The organism is Microcella sp. (genome assembly GCF_040286215.1).
Classification (GTDB): domain Bacteria; phylum Actinomycetota; class Actinomycetes; order Actinomycetales; family Microbacteriaceae; genus Microcella.
The window spans coordinates 80,910-105,697 of sequence record NZ_JAVKCK010000029.1 but is presented as its reverse complement, the minus strand read 5'-3'; the positions used below and the strand labels follow the sequence as shown (position 1 = coordinate 105,697).

The following is a 24,788-nucleotide window of genomic DNA, read 5'->3' as shown; positions in this document are numbered from 1 at the left end:
TGAGATGGAGACCGCGCCGGAGTCAGCAGACCTGCGCCCCGTGCCGTCAATCGACGCACGCACCGGCGAGACGATCGAGGTCGTCGCCACCGAATCGACCGTCGATGAGGTCGCTGCCGCGACCACGCGTGCTGCCGAGGCTGCTTCGTGGCTCGAGGAGCTGGGACGGGAGGGACGAGCACGCCTGCTGAACGAGCTCGCCGGGGCGTTGGAAGACGACGCCACGCAGATCATCGCGACGGCGGACCGGGAGACCGCCCTGGGCGAGGCTCGCCTGACCGCCGAACTCGCCCGCACCGCCTATCAGCTTCGGTTCATGGGGGAGGTCGCGCTGGAGGGCAGCTACCTCGACGCCTCTATCGAAGGCCCGGCAGCGACCCCCATGGGTCCGCGACCGGATCTGCGGCGAAGCTCCGTGCCGCTCGGCCCCGTCGGGGTGTTCGGCGCCAGCAATTTTCCCCTCGCCTTCAGCGCGCCCGGTGGCGACACAGCGTCAGCACTCGCTGCAGGCTGCCCGGTGGTCGTCAAGGCGCACAGCGCCCACGCGGGTACGTCGGTACTCGTGCACCGGGCCTTTGCCGATGTGCTGAACCGCTGGCAGGCTCCGGCCGGTGTCTTCCAGCTCGTGTTCGGACGCGCGGCGGGCACCGCGCTCGTCGCGGACCCGCGCATCCAGGCCGTAGGGTTCACAGGTTCCGTCTCGGGCGGGCGGGCTCTCTTCACGGCGGCAGCCCTGCGGCCCGATCCCATCCCGTTCTTCGGCGAGCTGGGCAGTGTCAATCCGCTCGTCGTCACCTCAGCAGCCGCTCGCGTCAAGGCCGAGGAGGTGGGTGCGGGCATCGCCGCGTCGATGACGATGGGCAACGGCCAGTTCTGCACCAAGCCGGGGCTCTTCCTGATCGGAGACGGACCCGAGGGCGACACGGTCGTCTCCGCGCTCGTTGCGGCACTGGAGGCGTCGGCGCCTGGCCACTTGCTCACCGATGGAATACGCGAATCCTTTACGGCCGGCACCGACGCTCTCACGGCGCTCGCCGACGTCTCCGTGCTCTATCGAGGCCGTGCCGACGAGCGTCGCGTCGCTCCTGTGCTGGTCTCAGTCGACGCTCAAGCCCTCACCGGCGACCACTACGGGGCCATTGTCGATGAGTACTTTGGCCCATTCGGCGTCGTCATACGATTCGGCTCCCTGCGGGAGCTGCAGGACGTCCTGGTGGCCTTTCCGCCCGCTTTGACCGGAACCGTGCACACATCCGGCCACGACGATCCCGACGTACCGGAGATCACTCGGCTGCTCGCCCGGCGTTCGGGGCGTGTGATCGTCGACCAGTATCCGACCGGAGTGTCGGTCGCGTGGGGAATGCACCACGGGGGTCCGTATCCGGCTACGACCTCTGCCGCGACTTCTGTGGGCGCGAACTCCATCAAGCGCTGGGTGCGGCCGATCACCTATCAGAACGCCCCCGACTCGGTTCTGCCGCACGAGCTGAGAGACGATCCGCCCGCCGGGCTGCCTCGTCGCGTGGACGGCGTTCTGCAGCTGAGTTGACCACGACTCCCTCTTCCAACCCTCGTGAAAGGAACACCCTCGTGCCAGAAACCCTGAGCGGCGTGCTGCCCGTCGTGCCGACGATCTTCAGCAAGTCGGAGGATCTTGACATGGCCGGCTACCGGCGCGTGCTGGATTACCTCATCGATGCGGGATCCGATGGTCTGTGCATCCTCGCCAACTACTCGGAGCAGTTCTCACTCACCGACAGCGAACGAGCCGAGGTGCTCGAAACCACCATGGCTCACGTCGGAGGTCGGGTTCCGGTCATCGTCACAACCAGCCACTACAGCGCGCGAGTCGCAGCTGAACGGAGTCTGCACGCTCAAGAGCTTGGCGCGTCGATGGTCATGCTCATGCCACCCTTCTTCGGGGCCACGATGAAGGTCGGAGACGCTGAGATTCTCGAGTTCTTCCGCCGCGTCGCCGACGGGCTCACGATCGACATCATGATCCAGGATGCCCCGATGAGCACGTCGCCGCTCTCCGTCGAGCTGCTCACCCGGGTGGCTCAGGAGATTCCGCAGGTGCGCTACGCCAAAATCGAAGTGCCGAGAGCCGCAGACAAGCTGCGGTCACTCGCGGCGGTCGCGGGTGATTCGCTCCCCGGGCTCTTCGACGGTGAGGAGGGTGTCACGCTCATCCCCGACCTGGAGGCCGGGGCTGTCGGAGCCATGACGAGCGCCTTGATCCCCGACCGTGTGGGCACCATCGTGCGCGACTTCCACGCCGGCGACCGCGTTGCCGCAAGGGAGGCATGGGAAGCGATACTTCCCCTGATCCACTTCGAGAACCGTCAGTGCGGCCTCGCCGCAGCCAAGATCGTGCTCCAGGCGGGCGGGGTCATCGAGAGCGACCTGACGCGCTGGCCGCTGGCGCCCGTCTCCGCCGCCAGTCGGCAGGGGCTGATCGATCTCGCTCGACGTAACGACGCGTTGGCGCTGCGCTGGGCCTGAAGGGCGTCGTGCCCGCGGGTCGGCGACGCCGAGGGGCGCGCCAGAGCCCGCGGAGCGACGCCTATGAGCCGGCCGTGGACTCCGCGTAGCGCTGCACGAGATCGACGCTGTCGAGGAACCAGTAGTCGCCCCACATCACCGACTCGTCGACCCCGAGATTCTTGCCCTCGTGGTACGAACCGTGCTTGAGGATGCCCTCCCACTGCTCCTCGGCGGTCGCCAGGAACTCAGGGCCAGCGAGACGACGCAGAATGCCGATGGCATAGTCGGCGTAGAAGGTGGCGCCGGTCGGGTCGTCGACCAGACCGGCGAGCTGCCACATGCCGCCGGCAGCCGCGGCAGCGGCCGACGACTCGAACGGCCGGGTCGGGGACGGCTCCTCCCAGTCATTCGGCGGCACGAACCTGTCGCCCGTGCGTTCAATGTAGAAGTCGGCGGCGGCCCGCGCGGTGGAGAGGAATCGGCGGTCACCGGTGAACCGGTAGACGGTGCCGAAACCATAGAGGGCCCATGCTTGCCCTCGGGCCCACGATCCCGTGTCCGAGTAGCCTTGCTGGGTGGTCTGCGCGAGGAAGGCGCCGGTCTCGAGATCGAACATCGCCTCGTGCGACGCCGAGCCATCCCCACGCATGAGGTAGCGGCGCGTGGTCAGGCAGTGGGTGATCGCCGCATGCGCCAGAGCAGTGTCGCCTGTCTGTTGCGCGGCGTAGAGCGCCATGTGGATGTTCATCATGATGTCGATGAAGAGGCTGTCCGGCTGTCGGAAGCTTGGCATGTACCCGCCGACCTCACGAAAGCGACTCGCAGTCGTGCGGCCCGCCGTGATGAGAACGTCGTTCTTCGAGGGGTCGCCCGTCGCTTCGAACCACCGACGCCAGGTGGACCAGAAGAGGAACCCGAGGTCGTGAACGGTGTCGTCGGTCTTGCGCTCCTCAATGAGGGCGGAGTAGTGCTCGGCCGCCGCTCTGAAGGAGGCCCGGTGCGCGGGTTCGGCGCGATCGGCGAGCAACCACAACTGCCCGCCAAGGAAGCCTTCGCACCAGTTGGTCCACGCTTCGCCGTCGACCGACCACGCACCGTCGGTCGTGTAGAGCGGAAATCGATCCGGGTGGCGCTCGATGAGCGCGCCCAGTTTCTGGTGCGCGACCGACCACACGCGCTCTGCGAGCTGGGTGAAGTCGCTCGGCACCGTGTAGCCGTGGGGCGGGCGGAGAGGAAGCATGTGAGTCAGCACGGGGTTCATGCGCCGCGACCTCCGAGAGCACCGATCTGATCGGGCGCGTCGACCCAGCGAGTCGCGCGGGCACCGACCTGCAACTGGATCGTCTTCGTCTCGCTGAACTCTGCAAGGGCTTGGCGGCCGAGCTCCCGCCCGATGCCGCTCGCACCGTACCCGCCGAAGGGAACCTCCGGGTAGCCGTCCATCCACCGATTGACCCAGATCGTGCCCGCCCGTAGATCGCGAGCGGCGGTCAAGGCCTCCGTGATGTCGTCGCTCCAGATGCCAGCCGACAAACCGAAGTCGGTCGCATTCGCGATGCGCACCGCCTCGTCGATGGTGCTGAAGGGCATGACACTCAGCACTGGCCCGAAGATCTCGTCGTTGGCGATGGACATCCCCGGGGCGACCTCGGTGAAGATGGTGGGCTCATAGAACAGTTCGCTGCTGCCCTCCCGTCGGCTTCCTCCGGTCAGGAGGGTGGCCCCGGCTGCCACACCTTCGCGCACGTACCGCTCGATCGTCTCGAGCTGCTGGTCATTGACGAGGGAGCCGATGCGCGTTGACGCCAGAAGAGGGTCGCCGACGGCGACCAGTGATGTGCGTTCCGCTACTGCCTGAGCGAATTCTGCAGCGATCGAGGTGTGGACGATGAGCCGGCTTCCCGAGTTGCAGCACTGGCCGCCGTTGAAGTAACCACCGAAGACAGCAGCGTCTACCGCGGCCGCAAGGTCTGCCTTCTCTGAGATGATCTGAGGGTTCTTGCCACCGAGTTCGAGTTCCACTCTCTTGAGATCACTCCCCGCCCGTGCGGCGATTCCTCGACCTACCCCGGTGGAGCCGGTGAAGCTGAGCATGTCGATACCGGGATGCTCGACGATGGCCGCGCCCACTCGCTTGTCTCCGGTGACGACGTTCACGACACCGTTCGGTATGCCGGCCTCGCGACACAGGCGCGCCAGCATCACCGTCGTCGACGACGTGCTCTCGCTGGGCTTGATGACCGAGGTATTGCCGGCAGCCAGGGCGAAGGGGAGTTTCTGGCTGACGATGAGGAGGGGGAAGTTCCACGGCGTGATCATGCCCACCACACCGACCGGCTCGTTGACGACGAGGGCGAAAGTGTCGGCGCCCAGGCTGTTGTGCGCGTCGCCCACGTTGTGGCGGGCGAGGGTAGCCGCGTACTCCCAGAGCTCGGCGGTCGAGTCGACCTCGGAGCGCGCCTGGCTAATCGGCTTGCCAGACTCGAGCGTCTCCATGAGCGCCAGGTGCTCTGCATCGCGGCGGATGAGCTCTGCCACACCGTGGAGGAGCTTCGCCCGCTCGCTACCCGCCATGAGGCGCCAGCCTCCTTCGAGCGCGCGCCGCGCTGCCGAGACAGCCGCATCCACGTCAGCGACATCCGCGAGCGGGACGCTGCTGACCTGGAGGTCGCGGTGGGCGGGCGATTCTCGAATGAAACGTTCGCCGCTCCGAGACTCGGCATCCTGACCGTCGATGACCTGGGTCAGGGTCGACAGAACGATCTCGGCGGCAGAGTAGTCGTGCGTGAGGGACATGAGGGTAATCCTTAGGGTGGCGGCTGCTGTGAATGTCAGAGGTTCTGGAAGTTCGGCGGGCGCTTGTCGCGGAACGCCGCGAGCCCCTCAGCGGAGTCTCGTGTCGCGAAGGCCACGCCCGAAGCCAGGGCTTCCGAGATCGATGCGGGGGTGCCGCCGGCGACGGCACGCAGGCTCTGCTTGGCGAGCTGCATCGCGATGGGCGCCGATCCGAGCAACTGCGTGATCAGACCGTCGACCTCTGCGTCGAGTGCTCCGTCAGCGGCGAGGCGCGTAGCGATGCCCCAATCAAGCGCTTCGGGCGCGTCAAGCACTCGCCGCGTGAGAATCATGTCCTTGGCGCGGTGTTCACCCACGAGAGCGGGGAGGCGCTGTGTCCCGCCCCACCCGGGAATGGTGCCGAGACCGGTCTCGGGCAGAGCAACGCGGGCGTTCGACGCGAACACGCGAAAATCGGTCGACAGGGCGAGTTCGAGACCACCGCCGTACGCGAGCCCATCGACGACGCTCACGCTCGGCTGAGGGAGGGCCTCGACAGCATCAAAGGCGGCATGCCCGGTGGCGACCCAGGAGCGCCACATGGCAACAGAGTCGAGCTGTGAGAAGTGGTTGATGTCAGCACCGACGCTGAAGACCCTGTCACCGGCGGTGCGCACGACGACGACGGCGGCCGCGGAGCGGCCGATGGAAACACACACAGTTCGAAGCTCGTCGAGCATGGCGAGCGTCAGCGCGTTGAGCTTTGCGGCCCTATCGATCGTGATCGTGGCGACCCGCCCGTCGGGCGAGTACTCGACGGTGACGCTGCCAGCGTTGCCCGCGTCGTGCGGCAGCGTGGTCATGCGACGTCCCTCGCCCGGATCCGAGCGTGCTGCGGCTGATGAGGGAGCACGAGCCCCATGGGCTCCTCGCGGAAGAGCAGTCGATCCATCACTCGGAGGTCCGGGGAAACGTGCAGGGTGAAACCACTGCGGCCGAGCACGTCTCGCTCGAGATCGACTCCGGGCGCAATCTCCGTGACGACGAGACCCTCCACCGTCAGTTCCAGCACGCAGCGCTCGGTGACGTATCGCACACGTGCGCCCCGCGCTAGGGCGCGTGGGCCCGAGAAAGTCACCTGTGAGACCTCCGGCACCAGCTTGGTGTGGGGTCCGTCCTGGCGAATGTCGAGACCGTCGTCGGAGATTCGAATGTCACGAGACCCTGCGGTGAACGAGCCCAGGAAGATGACGTCGCGGGCGTTGGAGGTGATGTCGGCGAAGCCGCCAACGCCAGCGGTCACGTGGCGCTTGTGCGGCAGGTGGTGCACGTTGACACTCCCCGTCGCATCGATCTCGAGGAAGGACAGGAGCGAATGCTCGAACCCCCCACCCTGAAGGAGCGTGAACTGATCGACGCTCTGCATGATGGCATCGGGGTTCTGCGAGCATCCGAAGGCGAAATCGAGCAGGGGCACGCCCCCCACCGCGCCTTGCTCGATAACCCAGGAGACCTCCTGCGGGTGTCCCTCTTCAACGAGAACGTGCGGCACCAGAGCCGAGACGCCGAAGCCCAGGTTCGTGACCTCGCCGCTCTGGAGTTCCTGAGCGGCGCGACGGGCGGCGATCTTCTCGAGAGAGTGCGGCACAGGCGGCAGCTCGCTGAACGGGCGTCGCAGTTGACCGGAGAGCGTGGGGTCGTCCTCTGTCAGGGTCGTCTGCAATTGGTCGGGTGCCACCACCACCGCATCCACGAGGATGCCCGGCACGACGACTTGCTGCGGGTGCAGACTGCCGGCAACGGCTAGCCGCTTGACTTGCGCGATGACGAGGCCGCCGTTGTTGTGCGCGGCGTAGGCCTGATCGAGGGCTCCCAGCGGGGACCCCTCGTCTTCGAATGTCAGGTTGCCATGTTCGTCGGCCGTCGTTGCTCGAATGATCGCAACGTTGGGCACGATGGAGGGGAAGAACAGCCACTCCCCATCAGGGAGGTCGACGACGCTCACGTGATCGCGCGGAGTCGTGTCGTTCATGCGGCCGCCCTGCGCTCGAGGGTCGATGAACGTGTCCATGCCGACCTTCGTGAAGACGCCGGGCTGCCCCGTCGCGGCGGCGCGGTGAAGCTGGAAGAGGACGCCGGAGGGAAAGTTGTAGGCGTCGACCTCCCCTGATTCGATGAGCTTCCAGATGGCGGGAGGCTCTGACCGCGAAGGACCGGATGGGTATGAACCAGCGATGATGGTGCGCAGCAGGCCGCTGTGCGCGATGTGGTCGACACCACGGATGCCGTACATGTCGCCTGCGGCGATCGGATGGATGCTCGTGAGCTGCCGTGGAGAGCCGGTTTCGACGAATCGCTCGCCGATGCCGCCGAGCACGGCATCGGGGCATCCCAATCCGCTCGAGGAGCTCACGGTGATGATGTCGCCGTCGGCGATGAGCTCGGCGGCGTCGCGTGCGCTCACGACCTTGATGTTCTTCATGGAGCGGGTTTCTTTCTGGTTGTCAGGTGGTGACCGCGGTCGTCACGGTCGGCGCCGTCAGGACCGCGGGCGCCAGAGAACGGTAGAGGCACGTGCTCGCAGCGCTGGCGCGACCAGCATGTGCTGAATTTCGCGCCCCGGATCTTGGATGCGTTCGATGAGCAACTGCGCTCCAACCCGGCCGACCTCCACGGGGTGCGTGGCGACGGAGGTGAGCTGGGGCATCTGGAGGCCGGCGAAGGGCACATCGTCGAAGCTGGCGACGGCCATGTCGCGACCTGGCTCAAGGTTCCTGCGACGAAGCTCGGAGTAGATGCCGAGCGCGACGGCGTCACTGTAGGCAATGACGATGTCGGGCAGCATTCCTCGGTCGAGCAGTTCGGCGAGCCCGCGCGCACCGCCGTCGGGGTTGTTCTCCGTGGGGACGGACTCGTCGGCGTCGAACTCGATCCCTGCGCCTGAGAAGCCCGCCGTCAGCCCGGCCAGACGCTCTCCGCGCGCGGATGAGGGGTGCGGACCACCCACGAGAACGGCGCGGCCCCGGCCCACCGATGCGAGGTGCTCCGCGAGCACCGCGGCCGCAGCCGTGTTGTCGGGGCCGGCGTAGTCGAACTCGTTCGAGAAATGCCGCGCGATCTGCACGAGCGGCGTCGACGTGCCCAGCATGTCGCGGATTGCCGGCGCAGTTGACCCGATAGAGGGCAGCATCAGGATGCCGTCGACCTGACGCTCGATCATCGCCTTGACGAGTTCTCCTTGCCGGTCGAGGTCGTCACGGGTGTAGACGGTGAAGAGGGTGTAGGCCGAGTCGTGCAGGGAATCGGCGATCGCCATCGTGAGCTCTGCGAAGTAAGGGTTGCGAATATCCGTGGCGATGAGTCCTACGGTCATCGACGCGCTGGCTCGCATGTTCGCCGCCTGGCGGTTGTAGACGTAGCCGAGTTCCGCCATTGCTTGACGTACACGCTCATGAGTCTGCGCCGGTATGCGCGTACTCCCGCGGAGGACGAGCGACGCAGTCGAACGTGAGACGCCAGCTAGCGCACTGACATCGTTCAGGGTTGCTTTCGCCATGGCTCCGCACTCTGTCGTCGACCGGCGAAGTCCCGCTGGGTAGCTCGCACGGTTTGTTGGATCGATCTTGCACAAGATAGCCTACGGATCGTGTATCGCGATAGCAACATGTCGATCCCTGGCGGAATCGTGCGCACGCTCGACGGGGGCATGCGGACGCGGATGCCATGACTGAACCTCTGTATTGCGTGGGCGAGTCGATGGCCGTGGTCTCGACGAGTGACGGCTCGCCGCTCGCCAGTGCCGAAGCATTCTCTGTGAGCGTGGGCGGAGCGGAGTCCAACGTGGCGGCGCATCTTGCGCTCGACGGCCATCGGGCGGCATGGCTCAGCAGGCTCGGCGCAGACCCGGTCGGCGACCGCATCGTCGCCTTCCTCGCTCAGTGCGGTGTCGACACCTCTTTCGTCTTGCGAGACGTTGCGCGGCCCAGCGGTCTCTATCTCAAGGACAGGGTTGCCGGTGGCGCGACGCAGGTCTACTACTACCGACGAGGATCGGCAGCCTCGTTCATGAATCCCGACGACCTCAGCGCCTGGGCGCTGCCTCCTGGGTCGCGGGTGCATACGAGCGGGGTGCTGGCCGCCGTCTCCGAGTCGTGCTCGCGGCTGCTGGACGCCATCCTTGACGCGGGCCTCACCGTGTCGTTCGACGTGAACTATCGAGCCGCGCTGTGGGGCTTGGACCCCGCCGCCGAACGTCTCCGCCACTATGCCAACAGGGCGAGCACGGTCTTCGTGGGCTTGGACGAGGCCGAGACCCTGTGGGGCTGCCGGAGCGCGGAAGATGTCGCTGCGCTGCTACCCGGCGCGCACCGCCTGGTCGTGAAGGATGGCGCGGTCGAGGCAGTCGAGTTCGATCGATCGGACGGACGACGGGCGCTGGTCACCCGGGAGCCGGCACTGCGTGTGGACGTCGTCGAGCCGGTGGGTGCGGGGGATGCTTTCGCTGCCGGCTACTTGGGCGCCGATCGCTCCGGAGCGACGGCAGCAGAGCGCCTCCGGGCGGGCCACCGTCTCGCGGCCTGGAACCTCGGGTCTCTCCACGATGTTCGGCCCCGACGAGGAGACGATCGTGACTGACGCACACAGCGCGGAAGCCGCCAACGCGTGGTTCGACTCGGCACTCGGGCTCTCGCCGGTCATGGCCGTGCTTCGGGGCCTGGACCCGGCCACTACCGTACGGCTCGCTCAGCTCGCGTGGGATTCCGGGTTCGAGAACGTCGAGATTCCGATCGAATCGCAGGATGCCCTCCCCTCGCTCGCCGCGGCGCTCAGTGCGGGCGCCGAGCGGGGCGCTGCAGTCGGGGCTGGCACGATCGTGGAGCACGATCAGATGGAGACGGCCGCGCGAATGGGTGCCGCGTACTTCGTCTCACCGGGCCTCGACCCGGGGCTCGTGCGGGACGCCTGGCGCATGGGATTGCCCTTCCTGCCCGGAGTCAGCACTGCGAGCGAGATATTGGCCGCGCGCGCACTCGGCCTGCGATGGCTGAAAGCCTTTCCCGTTTCGGTGTTGGGTCCGGCGTGGGTCTCAGCCATGCGCGGGCCGTTTCCGGATCTTCGACTCGTGGCGACCGGGGGAATGAACGGTGACAACGCTGACGTCTTCCTGCGGGCTGGGTGCTCGGTCGTCGGCGTAGGCGGCGCTCTCGACGATCCGCGTCAGCTCGCGTTGCTTCAGGGTCTGCGGGGAGGGCCTACGGGTGCACTCGACGAGGGGTGAGCGGTGAGACGCGACCCGGATCGACCCGACCTTCGAGGCGCCGCGCAGTTGTGTTAGCGTGGAGTAGATCGTTCTACTAGAATTTCGTAGATCGATCCACTACGATTCGGTAGATCGTTCTACTACACAGAGAGGTTCCAACCAATGATGTCTTGGAAATCCAAGCGACTCTCGCGAGTCGCCGTCGCGGGAATCGCGGCCTTCAGCCTCGTGGGGCTCGCGGGTTGCGCGGCAGAATCGACCGGCGGATCCTCGCCGGACGAGCCAGTGGAGCTTACCTTCGCTCTGTGGCAGCCCACCGACGTGCCGTTCTTCGAGCAGGTGTTCGCCGACTTCACCGAGGAGAACCCCAACATCACCGTCCGGATCCAGCAGACCGGATTCTTCCAGTACTTCCCCAAGCTCCAGAACGACGCCATCAACGGCACTCTGCCTGACGTGTTCCAGCTCACTCCGCAGGAGCTGCCGCTGTACGCTTCCGGCGGCCAGCTGGCTACCATCGAGGGCAACGACGACGACAGCGTCTACGCGGATCAGTGGGCCTGGAACGGTGAGCGATACGGCAACGCGATCGTTCGCGACACTCAGATCATCTGGTACAACAAGGACCTGTTCGATGCGGCTGGCTTGGAGTACCCGACCGCCGACTGGACATGGGATGACTTCCGCTCGTACGCGAGCGCGCTGACGGACGAAGCCAATGACGTCTACGGAGTGCCCATCGTCCTGTCCCGGGCGGGCGACCGTTCGTTCGCGAGCTTCATCGCTCAGGCGGGCGGCACGATGATCTCGGAGGACGAGACCACGAGCGGTTTCGATCTGCCGGAGACGCAGGAGGCGATCGAGTTCTGGCAGCAGATCGCCGCGGACGGCTCATCGCCGACCCAGGCGCAGCTTGCGCAGACCAACCCGAACGCCTTGTTCACGTCTGGCAAGCTCGGCATGCTCCCGCAGCGAGACGGGCTGGCGCCCGTGCTCTTCGAGTCGGAGCTCTTCCAGTCCGGCAGCATGGGCGTCATCACCCTGCCCAATGGCCCGGAAGGCAACATGGCGAGCACCATCTCGGTCGGCAATGTGGTCGCGGCCAACGGTGACAACGTTGAGGCAGCCCGCCTGCTCGTGGAGTTCCTGGGAACCCGCGAGGTCGCCGACCAGTACGCCCAGACGGGTGCGGGATTCACCCCGTACCCGGAGTCCGATCAGTTCATGGTCGACTTCTATAGCGAGTTCATCGATCTCTCCCCGGCCCTCGAGGCGGGGGAGAACGCCTTCCCCTTCTGGCGGTCGCTCAACTCGGAAGCCTGGTTCCAGATCGTTCAGGAGGAGCTGACTCCCGTCATGGACGAGTTGGCAGATGTCGAAGAGGCAACCAATCGGATCGCCGAGCGCATGAACGCAGCGCTCGCCGAAGAACGCCCCAACCGCTAGAAGGTTCTTCGTGTCACAACTCGCACTCGCCACGTCCCCCCGCTCCGTCGCGGAGCGGGGGGACGTGGCCCCGAACTCCCCTGGTCGCACTCACACAGCGCGACGACGTGAGGCGGTGACGGGCTTCCTCTTCATTCTGCCGCTCTTCGCGACGGTCAGCCTGTTCATGTTCTACCCGATCATCAGGAACACCTATCTGTCGTTCACAGAGACCGGAGTGTTCGGCGGGGAGACGTGGACGGGACTCGACCAGTACATTCGGCTTGTCCAGGACCCTCAGATGTGGATGGCCATTCGCAATACCGGTCTGTACGCTCTCATCGGGCTACTCGGCATTCCGTTGGCACTCATCATCGCGGGACTACTCAACCGCCCAGGGCTCCGATTCAAGAGCCTCTTTCGCGTCATCTATTTTCTCCCCGTCGTCGTGATGCCCGTCGCTATCGGAATGATCTGGCGGCTGCTCTTCAATGATGACTACGGCATCATCAACTCCATCCTGAACACCATCGGACTCTCGAGTGTTCAGTGGCTCAGCGATCCAGTCGCGGTCATTTTCGCTATCGGATTCGTCGCCGTGTGGTCAACCCTCGGATTCAACGTCGTCCTGATGCTGGCCGGCCTGCAGGCCGTCCCGAGAGACGTGATCGAGGCCGCGGTCCTCGATGGGGCCGGACCGATCAGGCAGTTCTTCTCCGTCACGGTGCCGATCATCAGCCCCACGGTCTTCATGGTCAGCGTTCTCACCGTGATCAGTTCATTGCAGATCTTCGATCTGGTCTTCATCATGATCGGACGCAACAGCCCGGCAATCGACGACTCTCAGACCATCGTCTACTACTTCTACGAACAGGGAGTCGTTCTGCTTGATCGTGGCTACGCCGCAGCCATCGTCACGATCCTGCTCATCCTCACCATGATCGTCACCGCGATCCAATTCCGTCTGCAGAAGAGGTGGGTGCACTATGGCTCTTGATCAGAGGATGGTGGCCGCGGAAGAGAGATACCTCGCGTCTGTCAATGGTGGAGCACCGAAAAAGTGGAGGATTCCCCCGGCGTCACACCTGGGGTGGACGTACGTCGTCCTCGGGCTCGGTGCAGTGATGATGCTGTTCCCGTTCGCGTGGCAGGTGCTGACATCGTTCAAGACACTGGACGAAGCAATTCGAGTGCCCATCGTGATCTGGCCGGCGGAATGGCAATTCGAGAACTATGGGAGGGCACTGACGGCGATTCCGTTCTTCGACATGCTCAACAATTCCGTCGTGTCTGTCGTCGTGCGCTCCTTCTTCCAGGTTCTGCTGTGCTCCCTCGCGGGGTACGCCTTCGCCGTGCTTCGGTTTCCCTTCAAGAACCTCCTGTTCATCGCGCTGTTGGCGATCATGATGGTGCCGCGAGAGCTGTACCTCTTGCCGCAGACGGAGATTCTGAAGGTCTTCGGGTGGCTCAACACCGTGCCTGGGCTCATCGCACCGGGCATCGTGAGCGCCTTCGGTGTGTTCCTGATGCGTCAATTCTTCTTGAGCATGCCGAGCTCTCTCGTGGAAGCCGCGAAGATCGACGGGGCGAGCCACCTGCGGATCTGGTTCTCCATCATGTTGCCGTTGGCGCGCCCGGGAATCTCGGCGCTGATCATCTTTACCGCTCTGTTCTCGTGGAACGAGCTGCTCTGGCCCCTGCTGGTCAACTCCGATGCGGACAAGCTCAACCTGTCAGCCGGGCTCTCGACTCTGTCTGGCGATACGCTGACCGACTTCCCACTCATGATGGCCGGCGCGGTGATGGCGCAACTTCCCATGATCATCGCGTTCTTGATCCTTCAGAAGTCGTTCATTCAGGGCATCGCCTTCACGGGTACCAAGTAGGGTCTCAGGGCCGTTGGCGCATCGCCGCCACGGGCCGTTCAGCCTGGAGACCTCCGGGGCGCTTCGCCAGCGGGCCACCCTCGATGCTTCGAGCTCGGGGGTGGCCCGCCTTTGGTGTCGAGAAGACCACCGCCTCACTGCCGTGGGCGAGAGGGTTCGTTGCCGTGCGTCCCCCGCGCGCCGAACCCGAATGTGACCTGAGTACTGCGGCGAGATGCTGGCGCGAACAGTTCGAGCGTGGCTGACTGGACGACACCGATCACCCCGACAGATTCGGAGCCGAGACGATGCACGAGCATCCCGACAGTCGCGATGACGCGCCAGAGCCCGGGGATGAGCGCAAGCCCTCCTCGCCGACCGACATCCGCCCGCGTGTCGCGCTGCACGCCCTGCGGCGAGCAGGCCGCGAGTTCATCGCGCATCAGAGCTTCGACATCGCGGCGGCCCTCACCTTCTTCTCCGTGCTCGCCGTCTTTCCCGCCCTCATCGCCGTGTTCTCGATTCTTGGCTTCGTCGGCCAGGGCACCCAATCGGCGGATGCGGTGCTCCGCATCCTGGAACGGGTCTCGCCGCAGCCGGTGGTGGAGACGCTGCGCGGTCCGATCGAGCAGCTCGCCACCTCGCCGGGCGCGGGTCTGGCCCTCGTCGTCGGCCTGGTGCTCGCCGTCTGGACCGCCTCCGGATACGTGTCGGCCTTCAGCCGCGCCATGAACCGCATCTACGCGATCGAGGAGGGACGGCCGTTCTGGAAACTCAAGCCGCTGCAGGTGCTCATCACGCTCGTCGGCCTCGTGGTCGTGGTCGTGATGGTCGTGGGGCTGGTGGTCTCCGGCCCGCTCGCTGACGCGATCGGCGATGCGCTCGGCGTCGAGCAGGCCGCGCGGACGGCGTGGAGCATCGCGCGCTGGCCCGTGCTGGCCGTGCTGCTCGTCATCGTGATCGCCCTGCTGTACTACGCGACGCCGAATGCACGCCAGCCGAGGTTCCGCTGGCTGAGCCCGGGTGCGGCGATCGCGATCGTGGCGCTCGTGATCGTGTCGCTCGGTTTCGGGTTCTACGTCTCCACCGTGGCGAACTACTCGGCGACGTACGGTGCTCTCGGAGGGGTCGTCGTCTTCCTGCTGTGGTTGTGGCTCGCCAACATGGCCCTCCTGTTCGGTGCCGAGGTCGATGCCGAGCTGGAGCGGGCGCGAGAGCTGCAGGCGGGCCTTCCCGCGGAGAAGGTCATCCAGTTGCCGCCGCGCGACGACACGATGATCGAGAAGCGGGCGCAGGCTGCGCGCCAGCAGGTCGACGAAGCTCGGCGTCTGCGCTCGGAGGCGACGCCGTTCGACGAGCGCTGATGCGGTGCCTCGCGCACCGCAACTGCCCAGCCTGCGTGGTTATCGTCGCATCATGACTGCGCTCACCGATGCTCCGCTCACGATGCTCGACGGCCGCGAGACGACCTTCGCCGAGTTCGCCGACCACGTCGTGCTCGTCGTCAACGTCGCCTCGCGGTGCGGACTCGCGCCACAGTACGAGCAGCTCGAAGAGCTGCAGAAGCGCTACGGCGACCGCGGCTTCACCGTGCTGGGAGTGCCCTCGAACCAGTTCCTACAGGAGCTTTCGAGCGAGGAGAAGATCGCCGAGTACTGCAGCACCACGTGGGGCGTCACCTTCCCGATGACGGAGAAGGCGAAGGTCAACGGCAGGAAGCGGCACCCGCTCTACGCTCAGCTCGTCGAGACACCCGACCACTCGGGAACGGCCGGTCCGATCATGTGGAACTTCGAGAAGTTCCTCGTGCTGCCGAGCGGCGAGGTGCACCGCTTCCGCCCGACGGTGAAGCCGGACGCGCGCGTGATCGTCGAACTCATCGAGGCGAACCTGCCGCGCTGAGCCACGAGCCCAGCGCCACGAGGCTCACGGCCGCCTCGACCCTCGTGCGCGGTCGCCTCCCAGCAAGCGGTTCTAGCGTTGGATAGGTGATGCGAGGAACACGCGACCGAGACATCGCCGAGTACTGCGCCACGATCGTCGTGCGCAGCGCCGTCACGAAGCTGGATGCTCTCGCCATCGTCGCCCTCGCCGTCGACTCTCCCGTGCGGCAGCAGCGCACGACGCGCCCCTACGTCGAACTGGCCGAGGGTGCGTGGGTCGAGATCGAGATTCCGAAGTTCGGTGAGCCGCCGCCCCTCGCGATCGACGTGTACTCGAGGGTGAGCGACGACCACGCGCGGTTGCAGGCGCTCACCCTCATGGCGACGCTCGAGGACCACACGGGCTGGAGCATCCGCCCCGACTTCACGGTCTGAGCGCCGCCGCGATTTGACTCGGCTAAGGCAGCAGGCGCGTCGGGCCGCGAAAGAGGTACGTCGTCTCGCGGATCGAGCCGAGACCCAGCATGAGCATGAGCACCCGCGCGAGACCCATGCCGAAACCGCCGTGCGGGGGCACGCCGTACCGGAAGAAGTCGAGGTAGAACTCGAGCTCCTCCGGGTCGATGCCCTTCTCTTTCGCCTGCGCCGTGAGCACGTCGACGCGGTGCTCGCGCTGCGCGCCCGTGGAGATCTCGGTGCCGTTGTAGAGCAGGTCGTAGCTGTTCGTGATCGACCCGTCGCCCTCGCGGCGCATGTGGTAGAACGGCCGGATTCCGGTCGCGTAGTCGGTGACGAACACGAAGTCGTGGCCGTGGTTGGCCTTGACCCAGGCCGACAAGCGGCGCTCGCCCTCCGGGTCGAGGTCGCCGTCGGTGCGGGGGATCTCATAGCCGCCATCGGCGACGATCTGGCGCGCCTCCGCGAGCGGGATGCGCGGGAACGGCAGCGAGGGCACGCTCAGCGCCACATCGAAGGCAGCCTCGATCGCGGCGCCGTGCTTCTCGACGACGGCGGTGAAGGCCGCGACCAGCGCCTGCTCATGCATCGCCATGACGTCTTCGTGCGAGTCGATCCAGCTGATCTCGGCGTCGATGGACGTGAACTCGGTCGCGTGGCGCGAGGTGAACGAGGGGTCGGCGCGGAAGGCCGGGGCGATCTCGAAGACCTTGCCGAAGCCCGCAGGCTGCGCCATCTGCTTGAAGAACTGCGGGCTCTGAGCGAGGTACGCCTTCGTCTCGAAGTACTCCAGCTCGAAGAGCTCGGCGCGCGACTCCGAGGCGCTCGCCATGAGCTTCGGCGTGTGGAGCTCGACGTAGTCGCGCTCCACCCAGTAGCTGCGCAGCGCGTGCTCGAACGTGGTCTGCACACGGAAGAGCAGATTCGCTTCGGGGCGTCGCAGGTCGAGGAACCGCCAGTCGAGGCGCTTGTCGAGGCTCGAATCCTCCGCGATCGGGGTCTCGGCGATCGCCTCGCTCACAACCTCGAGCGTGCCGACCTTGACCTCGAGCCCGCCGAGCTTCACGCGCTCGTCGTGCTTGAGCTCGCCCGTCACGCGGATCATCGTGCCGTGGGCGAGCGCACCCAGCTGATCAGTCAGGGCGGCGGCGGCCTGCCGCTCGGCGCTCGCGCCCTCCTCGAGATCCCTCGTGGCAGGGTTAACCAGCTGCGCGGCCCCGGTCTCATCGCGCAGGATGACGAACTGCACCTTCTTCTGGTCGCGAACCGTCTCGACCCATCCGGCCACCGTCACGGGGCCGTCGGGGAGCGGGCTGAGCTGGGATACCACGGTGCGAGTCACGAGGCACGAGTCTACCGGCGGCCCTCCCTAGACTGGACTCCATGCCGGCCGACGTCCTCCACCTCGTGCGGCACGGCGAAGTGCACAACCCTACGCGCGTGCTGTACGGGCGGCTGCCGGGCTTTCGGCTCAGCGACCTCGGGCAGCGCATGGCGGAAGCGGCCGTGGGAGCCCTGGCCGGGCATCCCGTCACCGCGCTGTACGCCTCCCCGCTGCAGCGCGTGCAGGAGTCGGCGGCGCCGTGGGCGGAGGCGTTCGGCCTCGACATCCACACCGAGGAGCGCCTCATCGAGCCGAGCAACCGCTTCGAGGGCAAGCGCATGAATCGGCGCACGCTCGCCGACCCGCGTCACTGGCACCTGCTGCGCAATCCCCGCACGCCCAGCTGGGGCGAGCCGTTCGCCTCCATCGCGACGCGGATGCTCGCGGCCATGACCGATGCCTGCGAGCGCACCGACTCGGGCGAGGTCGTCATGGTCAGCCACCAGCTGCCGATCTGGATGGTGCACCGCGCCACCGCCGGGCAGCCGCTCGCGCACGACCCGCGCAAGCGGCGCTGCTCGCTGTCGAGCATCACCTCCTTCGCCTGGCAGGAGGGCGCGTTCACTGAGATCGGCTATCAGGAACCCGGAGCAGAATTGCTGGCGAACGCCACCGATCTAGGAGCCGTGTGACCGCCCGCCCTGCCGCTGCACGTGCCGTGCCCGCACGTCGCACGGCACTCGCCCTGATCGTGGCCGGCGCGCTCGCTCTCACCGGCTGCACCGCCAGCGATCCGCTCGCCGAGCAGTACCGCTCGGGCACCGGTCAGGGCTACATCTCCGGCGACGGCGCCTACACGGTCATCGCCGAGGAGGAGCGCGGCGAGCCCGTGACCTTCGAGGGGCAGGTGGAGTCAGGCGAGACCGTCTCGAGCGACGACTACCGCGGCGAGGTTCTCGTCGTCAACTTCTGGTACGCGGGCTGCCCGCCGTGCCGTGCCGAGGCGGCCGACCTCGAAGCGATCTGGCAGCAGTTCGCCCCCGAGGGCGTCGAGTTCCTCGGCGTCAACATCTACGACCAGGCCCCCACGGCGCTCGCCTTCGCGGAGGAGTTCGGCGTCACCTACCCGTCGATCCTCGACGCGAACGACGGCTCGACCCGGCTCGCCTTCGCCGGGCAGGTCGCGCCCAACGCCGTGCCGACGACCCTCGTGCTCGACCGGCAGGGCCGCGTCGCCGCGCGCATCTCAGGGCTCCTCACCGAGCCCTCGACCTTGCGCGCCATGATCACCGACACGCTCGCCGAGTCGAGCTGAGCAGCGTGGTCGCCTCGCTCCTCGCCGTCCAGTCCGTCGGCGAACTCGTCTTCAGCGGCTCACTGCTCGCGGCCCTGCCGATCGCGCTGCTCGCTGGGCTCATCGCCTTCGTCTCGCCGTGCATCCTCCCGCTCGTCCCCGGCTACCTCGCCTACGTCACGGGCTTCACGCGGCCCGATCAGCTGCGGGGCGACCGCGGCCGCGTCGTGCTCGGGGCTGCCCTGTTCGTGCTCGGCTTCACGATCGTGTTCGTCGGCTTCTCTCTGCTCTTCGCGACGGCCGGCCTCGTGCTGCAGACGCAGCTCGACCTCATCACCCGGCTCGCCGGCATGCTCGTCATCGCCCTCGGCTTCGTCTTCATCGGCCAGGTGTCGTTCCTGCAGCGCTCGGTGCAGCCGCGCTGGCAGGTCGCGACCGGGCTCGGCGGGGCACCGCTGCTCGGCATTGTGTTCGGCCTCGGCTGGGCGCCGTGCCTCGGCCCGACCCTCGCAGCCGTCTACTCGCTCGCCCTCACCGAGGGCGGGGTCGGTCGTGCGGCCCTCATCGGGTTCGTCTACTGCCTCGGGCTGGGCATCCCGTTCCTTCTCGTCGCTCTCGGCTTCCGCTGGGTCGCGGGGGCGACCGCATGGCTCAAGCGGAACATCCGCGCGATCAATATCGTCGGCGGCAGCCTGCTCATCGTCATCGGCCTCGCCATGGTGACCGGGCTGTGGCAGCAGTTCGTCTCGAGCCTCGGGGCGGTGATCGGTGGAACCGTCACGCCCCTCTGACCATCACGACAACGCAGGCCACGACGACAGTGCGCCTGCAGCCGCGGGCATCGCGCAACCTGCGCTCGGCGTGCGCGGCTGGGTGCGGTACGCCTGGCGCCAGCTCACGAGTATGCGCACGGCGCTCGTGCTGCTGCTGCTGCTCGCCGTCGCCGCGATTCCCGGCTCGCTCGTGCCGCAGCGCTCCGCCGACCCCAACGGCGTCGTGCAGTACGAGCGCGACAACCCCGAGGCCTTCGCCGTGCTCGACACGCTGCAGGTCTTCGACACCTACACCTCGGTGTGGTTCTCGGCCATCTACCTGCTGCTGTTCGTGTCTCTCATCGGCTGCATCATTCCGCGCACCCGCCACCACTGGCGCGCCCTCCGCTCCCGGCCGCCGGCGACGCCCGCGCGACTGGACCGCCTGGTCGGCTACACCGAGCGGGTGGATGCTCAGGGCACCGTCGAGACCGCGCTCGAGTCGGCGCAGACTCTCCTGCGGCGTCAGCGCTACCGGGTCGAGCGCTACACCGATCCGCACGGCGCCCCGTCACTGTCGGCCGAGCGGGGCTATCTGCGCGAGACCGGCAACCTCGTCTTCCACGCGGCCCTCGTCGGCGTTCTCGCGACCGTGGGCTTCGCGGGAGGCTTCGGCTACAACGGCCAGAAGGTCATCATCGAGGACCAGGCGTTCACCAACCAGCTCACGAGCTACGACTCCTTCAACCCTGGCCGCTTCTTCGACGAGGCGCGGCTCGACCCGTTCTCGGTGCGCCTCGACGCGTTCGACGCCGAGTACGGGCTCGACACGACGACGGGGGCCGTGCAGCCGCTCGACTTCACGGCCGCCGTCACCGTCGTCGAGCGCGGCGAGGCGGCGCCGCGGCAGATCAAGGTCAACGAGCCCATCGACATCGGCGGCACCACCGCATACCTGCTGGGGAACGGCTTCGCGCCGTGGATCACCGTGCTCGACGCCTCCGGCACCGCCGTCTTCAGCCAGCCCGTGCCGTTCCTGCCCACCGACTCGAACCTCACCAGTCTCGGCGTGGTGAAGGTGCCGGACGGGCTCGAGGAGCAGCTCGGCATGATCGGCTTCTTCTACCCCTCCGCGGTGACCCTCGCGAGCGGGGCCCTCACCTCGGTCTTCCCCGAACCAGACCAACCCGTGCTGACTCTCAACGCCTTCGTCGGCGACCTCGGGCTCGACGAGGGTGTGCCCCGCAACGCCTTCGCGCTCGACACCGACGACCTCACGCAGATCACCGGCGGTGACACGGGCGACGACTCGATCGTGCTCGGCCTCGGCCAGTCGGCGGACCTGCCGAACGGGCTCGGCAGCGTCGAGTTCACCAGCCTGCCGCGCTTTGTGAGCCTGGACGTGCACCACGACCCCACTCAGGAGGGGGTGCTGATCTCGTCGATCCTGGTGCTCGCAGGCCTGCTCACGAGCCTCTTCGTGCCGCGCCGCCGGCTCTGGGTCGTCGCCAGCGCCAGCGCCGAGGGCGAGGGCGTGCGCGTGCAGTACGCAGGCCTCGCCCGCGGCGAGGACCCCAACCTTGAGCGGGCCGTCGCCGAGTTCGCCGATGCCCACGCGAGCCGCGGGCCGGCCGCTAGTTGAGGCGAGCCTCCACGATCGTGCGCAGCTCCTCGAAGGAGCTCAGCTGCAGGAACTCGCCGTCGAGGAAGAAGCTCGGCGTTCCGCCCGCCCCGAGCGCGAACGCGTCGGCGCGATCCAGAGCGATGCGCTCGAGCGTCGCCGCATCGCTCACGACCCGGTCGTACTCGCCGAGATCGAGCCCGAGTTCCTCAGCGAAGCCGCGGAACGTGCCCGACTGGTCGCCCGCCGACCGAGCCCACTCCTGCTGGGTCTCGAACAGTCGCTCGTACATCGCGACGAACTGTCCTTGCGCCGCCGCGGCCTCCGAGGCGAGAGCCGCGTCGACAGCGTGCGGGTGGATCTCGGTGAGCGGCAGGTGCCGCACCACCACGGAGAGCCGGTCGCCGTAGTCGGCGGCGAGCTGCTGCACGAAGGGGCTGGCTGACGCGCACCCGGGGCACTGGAAGTCGAGGAACTCCACGAGCACGACCTCCGCCGTCTCCGGCGTCGCCTCCGACAGAAGGTGGGGGTCGTCACGCAGAAGCTCGCCAGCTTCACCCGCGGGCACCTCCGGCAGAGCATCCGACGCCTCGGGGCGATTCATGCTCGAGACGACAATCGCCGCGATGATCGCCACGAAGCCGAGAGCCACCACGATCGCGAGCAGCTGGGCGGCGCGCGGCGACATCGGCTTCTTCTGAGCCTTCGGGCGACGGGCAGGGGAGACGGGTCGAGTGGGGCGTGCCATGGTGCCCAGCCTAGGACGAGTTCATGAGAACACCAGAGTCGGAGGTCCCTCCCCTTCCACTCGACCGTCCTCTCAGGAGCGCGCCGTACGATGAAGACCTCATGGAGAATCTCGTCGCCTACTCTCTCGTCGCCGTCTACTCGGCCATGGGCGTCTACACCGTCGCCTTCATCCTCTTCACCCTCGACCTCGCCAAGCGCTCCGCCGGTCGTGCCGAGCCGGTCACGCAGGCGCGTGCCTCCGCGACCGCGGCGACCGTCCTGTCGTCGGCGGGCCGGGCAGGTACCACCGCCGTCCTCGACCGCGCGGATGCTGCGCCGCAGACCCCCGGCGGCACCCGGTATCAGCGCGCCGCGTTCGCGCTCGCCATCCTCGGCTTCGCCCTGCACATGGCCGCTGTGCTCACGCGCGGCATCGCCGCCGAGCGCGTGCCGTGGGCCAACATGTTCGAGTTCGGGCTCACGGCGACCGCCGTCGGCATGGGCACCTTCCTCTTCGTGCAACTGTGGAAGGATCTCCGCTTCCTCGGCGCCTACATCACGGGCTTCTCCCTCCTGGCTCTCGGCATCGTGACCGTCAACTTCTACGTCGACGTCGTGCCGTTGCCGCCGGCCCTGCAGTCGGCATGGCTCGTCATCCACGTGCTCGTCGCCGTGCTCGCCACCGCGTTCTTCGCCATCGGCGCCGGCCTCTCGATCATGCAGCTGCTGCGCGCACGGCGCGAAGCCCGGCAGAGTGCGGGGCTGCGGTTCCTCGACACCCTGCCCGCGGCATCCGTCCTCGAATCGCTCGCCTACCGCGTCACCGTCATCGGCTTCGTCTTCTGGACGTTCACCCTGATCGCCGGCGCCATCTGGGCCGAGCGGGCCTGGGGCCGCTACTGGGGCTGGGACACCAAAGAGGTCTGGACCTTCATCATCTGGACCCTCTTCGCCGGCTACATCCACGCCCGCGCAACACGCGGCTGGCGCGGCAACCGCTCCGCGTGGCTCGCGATCGTCGGCTTCGGCTCGGTGATCTTCAACTACACGATCGTGAACCTCTACTTCACCGGGCTGCACTCCTACTCGGGGCTGTAGGCGCGGACGCCGCTCAGCTCGCGGGCGTCAACGCGACGGGCGTGCGGCCCGAGCCGGTCTCGAACTGCAGCACCGGGGCGCCGCTCGAGCAGTCGAACGGCGCATCGTTGATCGGATCGGAGAGCAGCAACCCGCCAGCGAGGTCGGAGCCGTCGATCGTCTGCCCCATGACTGTGACGATCACGGAGAGGTCGTTGTCGACGAGAGTCGTCGTGATGACGCCGTCCTCCGCTGTGTAGGTGCCGCCGAGGCCGCCCGTCGCCACACCCTCGCCCGTGGTGCCACCTTCGACCGTGAGATCGAGGACGAAGTCGGAGGTGTAGCGGTACTCGTCCGCCGTGAACGACAGGCCCACCGACCCGTCGACCGCGAACTCGATGCCGTCGATGCCCACCGCGAGAGCGTCGTAGAACGACTGCATCTGATCCTCGGCGATCTGCCAGTCGCCGACGAGGCACGCCGGGTCGGTCGGGTCGATCGGCTCCTCCTCCGGAGCGGTCGGCTCCTCGACCGCGGCATCCTCCGGCTCGGTGTCGGCGTCGCCCGCCGGCGCGCCGCATCCGGCAAGCACAAGCACTCCGGCGATCGTGACGGCGGTTACTGCACGGCGCATGGTGAACCTCTCGAGGTGCGGATCGAACTCGTGCCTCGAGCGTAGCGAGACATGCGCGCAGGTGGGGGAGGGAGTTTCTGCCTAGCGCGGCGCGGCCGCGAGCACGGCGTGGCAACGCGCGAGGCGCTCGCGCCACCAGGCGGCACGGTCGGAGGGCGCGGCAAGGCGAGCCAGAGCATCCTCGTCCAGGGATGCCCGACCCACGCCGATCGCGCCGTCCACGGGCACGACCCGGGGGTCGGCGACGTCGTCGGCGAGCAGCGCGCCCGTGCCGAGACCGCAGTCGAAGTCGAGACTCGGCAGTCGCGCGGCGAGGGCCGCCCCCATCGCGAGGCCGACGCTCGTGTCGAGCGCGCTCGAGACGACGGCGGGCAGCCCCGCCTCCGCGACGATGCGCAGCGCACGGTCGACGCCGCCGAGTGGGGCGGCCTTGATGACGAGCAGGTCAGCCGCGTCGGCGCGGGCCACGGCGAGCGGGTCGGCGGCCTTGCGCACACTCTCGTCGGCGGCCACGAGCACGTCGATGCGGCGAATGCGCCGGCGCAGTTCGGCCAGCTCGGGCACGGTCGCGCACGGCTGCTCGACGTACTCGAGGTCGAACTGCTCGAGCTCGCGCACCGCGTGCTCGGCTTCGTCGACGTTCCAGGCGCCGTTCGCGTCGAGGCGGATGCGCCCGGCCGCGCCGATCAGCCGCCGTGTCTCCCGCACGCGGGCGATGTCGTCGGCGCGGCTCTCGCCCGGCTCCGCGACCTTGATCTTCACGGTGCGGCAGTCGCCGAAGCGGCTCAGCACGCTCGCGATGCTCTCGAGCGGCACGGCGGGCAGCGTTGCATTGACGGGGATGCTCGACCGCAGCGCCGGGGCGCTCGACTCCCGCCACCCGTAGTCGAGGGCCGCGGCGAGCCAGGTGCTCGCCTCCGCGTCGCCGTACTCGACGAAGGGCGCGAACTCGCTCCAGCCGGCCGGGCCGTGCAGCAGCACGGCCTCGCGGTGCTGCACGCCGCGGAACCGCGTCGTGAGCGGCACGCTCACCACGTGGGCGCGGCCCAGCACGTCGTCGAGCGTGGGCAGAGCATCCATCGCCCCAGTGTGGCACCCACCCGCGCCCCACCCGTTGCTCTATCAGGAAGAGCGGCTCGAGTCGGCGCGGAATCGGCGTGTCACGACCGCACAGGCGACGGTACGGGCGTTCCTTCCTGAACGGGC

At 67.4% G+C, this 24,788-nt stretch carries 24 protein-coding genes; 15 read left to right on the top strand and 9 right to left on the bottom strand.

The genetic code is table 11. The annotated features are described in order from the left end of the window. The first annotated feature begins 4 nt into the window (after nt 1-4). Nucleotides 5-1,549 carry an aldehyde dehydrogenase (NADP(+)) gene (locus RJQ01_RS12570; RefSeq protein ID WP_350477061.1) on the top strand — a complete coding sequence of 515 codons (1,545 nt, stop codon included), beginning with the start codon at nt 5-7 and terminating at the stop codon, nt 1,547-1,549. 41 nt (nt 1,550-1,590) lie between these two features. After that, nucleotides 1,591-2,505: a dihydrodipicolinate synthase family protein gene (locus RJQ01_RS12565; protein ID WP_350477060.1), complete on the top strand. Its 915-nt coding sequence runs from the start codon at nt 1,591-1,593 to the stop codon at nt 2,503-2,505. Between the two features lie 61 nt (nt 2,506-2,566). Here the strand turns inward: RJQ01_RS12565 and RJQ01_RS12560 are convergent, their stop codons facing one another. From RJQ01_RS12560 to RJQ01_RS12540, 5 genes are read right to left on the bottom strand one after another with little or no spacing between them, the layout of a single operon-like run. Beyond that, complete coding sequence (locus tag RJQ01_RS12560) at nt 2,567-3,727, bottom strand: glycoside hydrolase family 88 protein (protein ID WP_350477059.1); 1,161 nt, start codon at nt 3,725-3,727, stop codon at nt 2,567-2,569. 17 nt (nt 3,728-3,744) lie between these two features. Then, nucleotides 3,745-5,283, bottom strand: a complete 1,539-nt coding sequence (locus RJQ01_RS12555) for an aldehyde dehydrogenase family protein (RefSeq protein WP_350477058.1) — start codon at nt 5,281-5,283, stop codon at nt 3,745-3,747. A gap of 35 nt (nt 5,284-5,318) precedes the next feature. After that, nucleotides 5,319-6,125 (bottom strand): enoyl-CoA hydratase/isomerase family protein, encoded by an 807-nt coding sequence (locus RJQ01_RS12550; protein WP_350477057.1) that lies wholly within the window; start codon nt 6,123-6,125, stop codon nt 5,319-5,321. Next, entirely contained in the window at nt 6,122-7,744 is a 1,623-nt protein-coding gene (locus RJQ01_RS12545; RefSeq protein WP_350477056.1) for an acyl CoA:acetate/3-ketoacid CoA transferase, read from the bottom strand. The genes RJQ01_RS12550 and RJQ01_RS12545 overlap by 4 nt, the downstream gene beginning before the upstream one ends. 57 nt (nt 7,745-7,801) lie before the next feature. Beyond that, entirely contained in the window at nt 7,802-8,818 is a 1,017-nt protein-coding gene (locus tag RJQ01_RS12540) for a LacI family DNA-binding transcriptional regulator (protein WP_350477055.1), read from the bottom strand. Between the two features lie 167 nt (nt 8,819-8,985). On the opposite strand from RJQ01_RS12540, the gene RJQ01_RS12535 reads away from it, so the two are divergent. The 8 genes from RJQ01_RS12535 to RJQ01_RS12500 all read left to right on the top strand — a co-directional run bounded on the left by RJQ01_RS12535 (nt 8,986) and on the right by RJQ01_RS12500 (nt 16,130). Then, nucleotides 8,986-9,897 carry a sugar kinase gene (locus RJQ01_RS12535; RefSeq protein ID WP_350477054.1) on the top strand — a complete coding sequence of 304 codons (912 nt, stop codon included), beginning with the start codon at nt 8,986-8,988 and terminating at the stop codon, nt 9,895-9,897. Further along, nucleotides 9,890-10,540, top strand: coding sequence for a bifunctional 4-hydroxy-2-oxoglutarate aldolase/2-dehydro-3-deoxy-phosphogluconate aldolase (locus RJQ01_RS12530; protein WP_350477053.1), 651 nt, complete (start codon nt 9,890-9,892; stop codon nt 10,538-10,540). The genes RJQ01_RS12535 and RJQ01_RS12530 overlap by 8 nt, the downstream gene beginning before the upstream one ends. Before the next feature lie 147 nt (nt 10,541-10,687). Then, complete coding sequence (locus RJQ01_RS12525; RefSeq protein WP_350477052.1) at nt 10,688-11,968, top strand: ABC transporter substrate-binding protein; 1,281 nt, start codon at nt 10,688-10,690, stop codon at nt 11,966-11,968. A 10-nt stretch (nt 11,969-11,978) separates the two neighbouring features. After that, nucleotides 11,979-12,944 carry a carbohydrate ABC transporter permease gene (locus RJQ01_RS12520; RefSeq protein WP_350477051.1) on the top strand — a complete coding sequence of 322 codons (966 nt, stop codon included), beginning with the start codon at nt 11,979-11,981 and terminating at the stop codon, nt 12,942-12,944. A gap of 127 nt (nt 12,945-13,071) precedes the next feature. Continuing rightward, entirely contained in the window at nt 13,072-13,833 is a 762-nt protein-coding gene (locus RJQ01_RS12515) for a carbohydrate ABC transporter permease (RefSeq protein WP_350477050.1), read from the top strand. 287 nt (nt 13,834-14,120) lie between these two features. After that, nucleotides 14,121-15,176: a YihY/virulence factor BrkB family protein gene (locus RJQ01_RS12510; protein WP_350477049.1), complete on the top strand. Its 1,056-nt coding sequence runs from the start codon at nt 14,121-14,123 to the stop codon at nt 15,174-15,176. Nucleotides 15,177-15,228: 52 nt separating this feature from the next. After that, nucleotides 15,229-15,714, top strand: a complete 486-nt coding sequence (locus RJQ01_RS12505) for a glutathione peroxidase (protein WP_350477048.1) — start codon at nt 15,229-15,231, stop codon at nt 15,712-15,714. 86 nt (nt 15,715-15,800) lie between these two features. Beyond that, nucleotides 15,801-16,130, top strand: a complete 330-nt coding sequence (locus RJQ01_RS12500; RefSeq protein ID WP_350477047.1) for a hypothetical protein — start codon at nt 15,801-15,803, stop codon at nt 16,128-16,130. A 22-nt stretch (nt 16,131-16,152) separates the two neighbouring features. Here RJQ01_RS12500 and aspS read toward each other — a convergent pair whose 3' ends face one another. After that, nucleotides 16,153-17,493, bottom strand: coding sequence for an aspartate--tRNA(Asn) ligase (aspS, locus tag RJQ01_RS12495; protein WP_502885271.1), 1,341 nt, complete (start codon nt 17,491-17,493; stop codon nt 16,153-16,155). A 41-nt stretch (nt 17,494-17,534) separates the two neighbouring features. On the opposite strand from aspS, the gene RJQ01_RS12490 reads away from it, so the two are divergent. Genes RJQ01_RS12490 through resB form a run of 4 tightly spaced genes read left to right on the top strand, consistent with a single transcriptional unit; the run spans nt 17,535 to nt 21,163 of the window. Beyond that, nucleotides 17,535-18,167, top strand: coding sequence for a histidine phosphatase family protein (locus RJQ01_RS12490; RefSeq protein WP_350477046.1), 633 nt, complete (start codon nt 17,535-17,537; stop codon nt 18,165-18,167). Continuing rightward, nucleotides 18,164-18,790, top strand: a complete 627-nt coding sequence (locus tag RJQ01_RS12485) for a TlpA disulfide reductase family protein (protein ID WP_350477045.1) — start codon at nt 18,164-18,166, stop codon at nt 18,788-18,790. The genes RJQ01_RS12490 and RJQ01_RS12485 overlap by 4 nt, the downstream gene beginning before the upstream one ends. 5 nt (nt 18,791-18,795) lie before the next feature. Further along, nucleotides 18,796-19,560 carry a cytochrome c biogenesis CcdA family protein gene (locus RJQ01_RS12480; protein WP_350477044.1) on the top strand — a complete coding sequence of 255 codons (765 nt, stop codon included), beginning with the start codon at nt 18,796-18,798 and terminating at the stop codon, nt 19,558-19,560. Beyond that, nucleotides 19,538-21,163 (top strand): cytochrome c biogenesis protein ResB, encoded by a 1,626-nt coding sequence (gene resB, locus RJQ01_RS12475; protein ID WP_350477043.1) that lies wholly within the window; start codon nt 19,538-19,540, stop codon nt 21,161-21,163. The genes RJQ01_RS12480 and resB overlap by 23 nt, the downstream gene beginning before the upstream one ends. Here resB and RJQ01_RS12470 read toward each other — a convergent pair. After that, a complete protein-coding gene (locus tag RJQ01_RS12470; protein ID WP_350477042.1) occupies nt 21,156-21,890 on the bottom strand; it encodes a DsbA family protein in 735 nt (244 codons plus the stop codon). The two genes, resB and RJQ01_RS12470, sit on opposite strands and share 8 nt — an antisense overlap. Nucleotides 21,891-21,991: 101 nt before the next feature. Here RJQ01_RS12470 and ccsB point away from each other — a divergent pair, with 101 nt between their 5' ends. Next, nucleotides 21,992-22,969, top strand: a complete 978-nt coding sequence (gene ccsB, locus RJQ01_RS12465) for a c-type cytochrome biogenesis protein CcsB (RefSeq protein ID WP_350477041.1) — start codon at nt 21,992-21,994, stop codon at nt 22,967-22,969. A 13-nt stretch (nt 22,970-22,982) separates the two neighbouring features. On the opposite strand, the gene RJQ01_RS12460 is transcribed toward ccsB, so the two are convergent. After that, nucleotides 22,983-23,582 (bottom strand): hypothetical protein, encoded by a 600-nt coding sequence (locus RJQ01_RS12460; protein WP_350477040.1) that lies wholly within the window; start codon nt 23,580-23,582, stop codon nt 22,983-22,985. Nucleotides 23,583-23,663: 81 nt separating this feature from the next. Next, nucleotides 23,664-24,662 carry an o-succinylbenzoate synthase gene (locus RJQ01_RS12455; RefSeq protein ID WP_350477039.1) on the bottom strand — a complete coding sequence of 333 codons (999 nt, stop codon included), beginning with the start codon at nt 24,660-24,662 and terminating at the stop codon, nt 23,664-23,666. Nucleotides 24,663-24,788 lie beyond the last annotated feature (126 nt).

Bases quoted from the DNA above. Each gene is read 5' to 3' on its own strand.
- RJQ01_RS12570 (WP_350477061.1), top strand. From the start codon at position 5: ATGGAGACCGCGCCGGAGTCAGCAGACCTGCGCCCCGTGCCGTCAATC.
- RJQ01_RS12560 (WP_350477059.1), bottom strand. From the start codon at position 3,727: ATGCTTCCTCTCCGCCCGCCCCACGGCTACACGGTGCCGAGCGACTTC.
- RJQ01_RS12555 (WP_350477058.1), bottom strand. From the start codon at position 5,283: ATGTCCCTCACGCACGACTACTCTGCCGCCGAGATCGTTCTGTCGACC.
- RJQ01_RS12550 (WP_350477057.1), bottom strand. From the start codon at position 6,125: ATGACCACGCTGCCGCACGACGCGGGCAACGCTGGCAGCGTCACCGTC.
- RJQ01_RS12545 (WP_350477056.1), bottom strand. From the start codon at position 7,744: ATGAAGAACATCAAGGTCGTGAGCGCACGCGACGCCGCCGAGCTCATC.
- RJQ01_RS12540 (WP_350477055.1), bottom strand. From the start codon at position 8,818: ATGGCGAAAGCAACCCTGAACGATGTCAGTGCGCTAGCTGGCGTCTCA.
- RJQ01_RS12535 (WP_350477054.1), top strand. From the start codon at position 8,986: ATGACTGAACCTCTGTATTGCGTGGGCGAGTCGATGGCCGTGGTCTCG.
- RJQ01_RS12525 (WP_350477052.1), top strand. From the start codon at position 10,688: ATGTCTTGGAAATCCAAGCGACTCTCGCGAGTCGCCGTCGCGGGAATC.
- RJQ01_RS12515 (WP_350477050.1), top strand. From the start codon at position 13,072: ATGATGCTGTTCCCGTTCGCGTGGCAGGTGCTGACATCGTTCAAGACA.
- RJQ01_RS12510 (WP_350477049.1), top strand. From the start codon at position 14,121: ATGCACGAGCATCCCGACAGTCGCGATGACGCGCCAGAGCCCGGGGAT.
- RJQ01_RS12505 (WP_350477048.1), top strand. From the start codon at position 15,229: ATGACTGCGCTCACCGATGCTCCGCTCACGATGCTCGACGGCCGCGAG.
- RJQ01_RS12490 (WP_350477046.1), top strand. From the start codon at position 17,535: ATGCCGGCCGACGTCCTCCACCTCGTGCGGCACGGCGAAGTGCACAAC.
- RJQ01_RS12470 (WP_350477042.1), bottom strand. From the start codon at position 21,890: ATGGCACGCCCCACTCGACCCGTCTCCCCTGCCCGTCGCCCGAAGGCT.
- ccsB (WP_350477041.1), top strand. From the start codon at position 21,992: ATGGAGAATCTCGTCGCCTACTCTCTCGTCGCCGTCTACTCGGCCATG.
- RJQ01_RS12460 (WP_350477040.1), bottom strand. From the start codon at position 23,582: ATGCGCCGTGCAGTAACCGCCGTCACGATCGCCGGAGTGCTTGTGCTT.
- RJQ01_RS12455 (WP_350477039.1), bottom strand. From the start codon at position 24,662: ATGGATGCTCTGCCCACGCTCGACGACGTGCTGGGCCGCGCCCACGTG.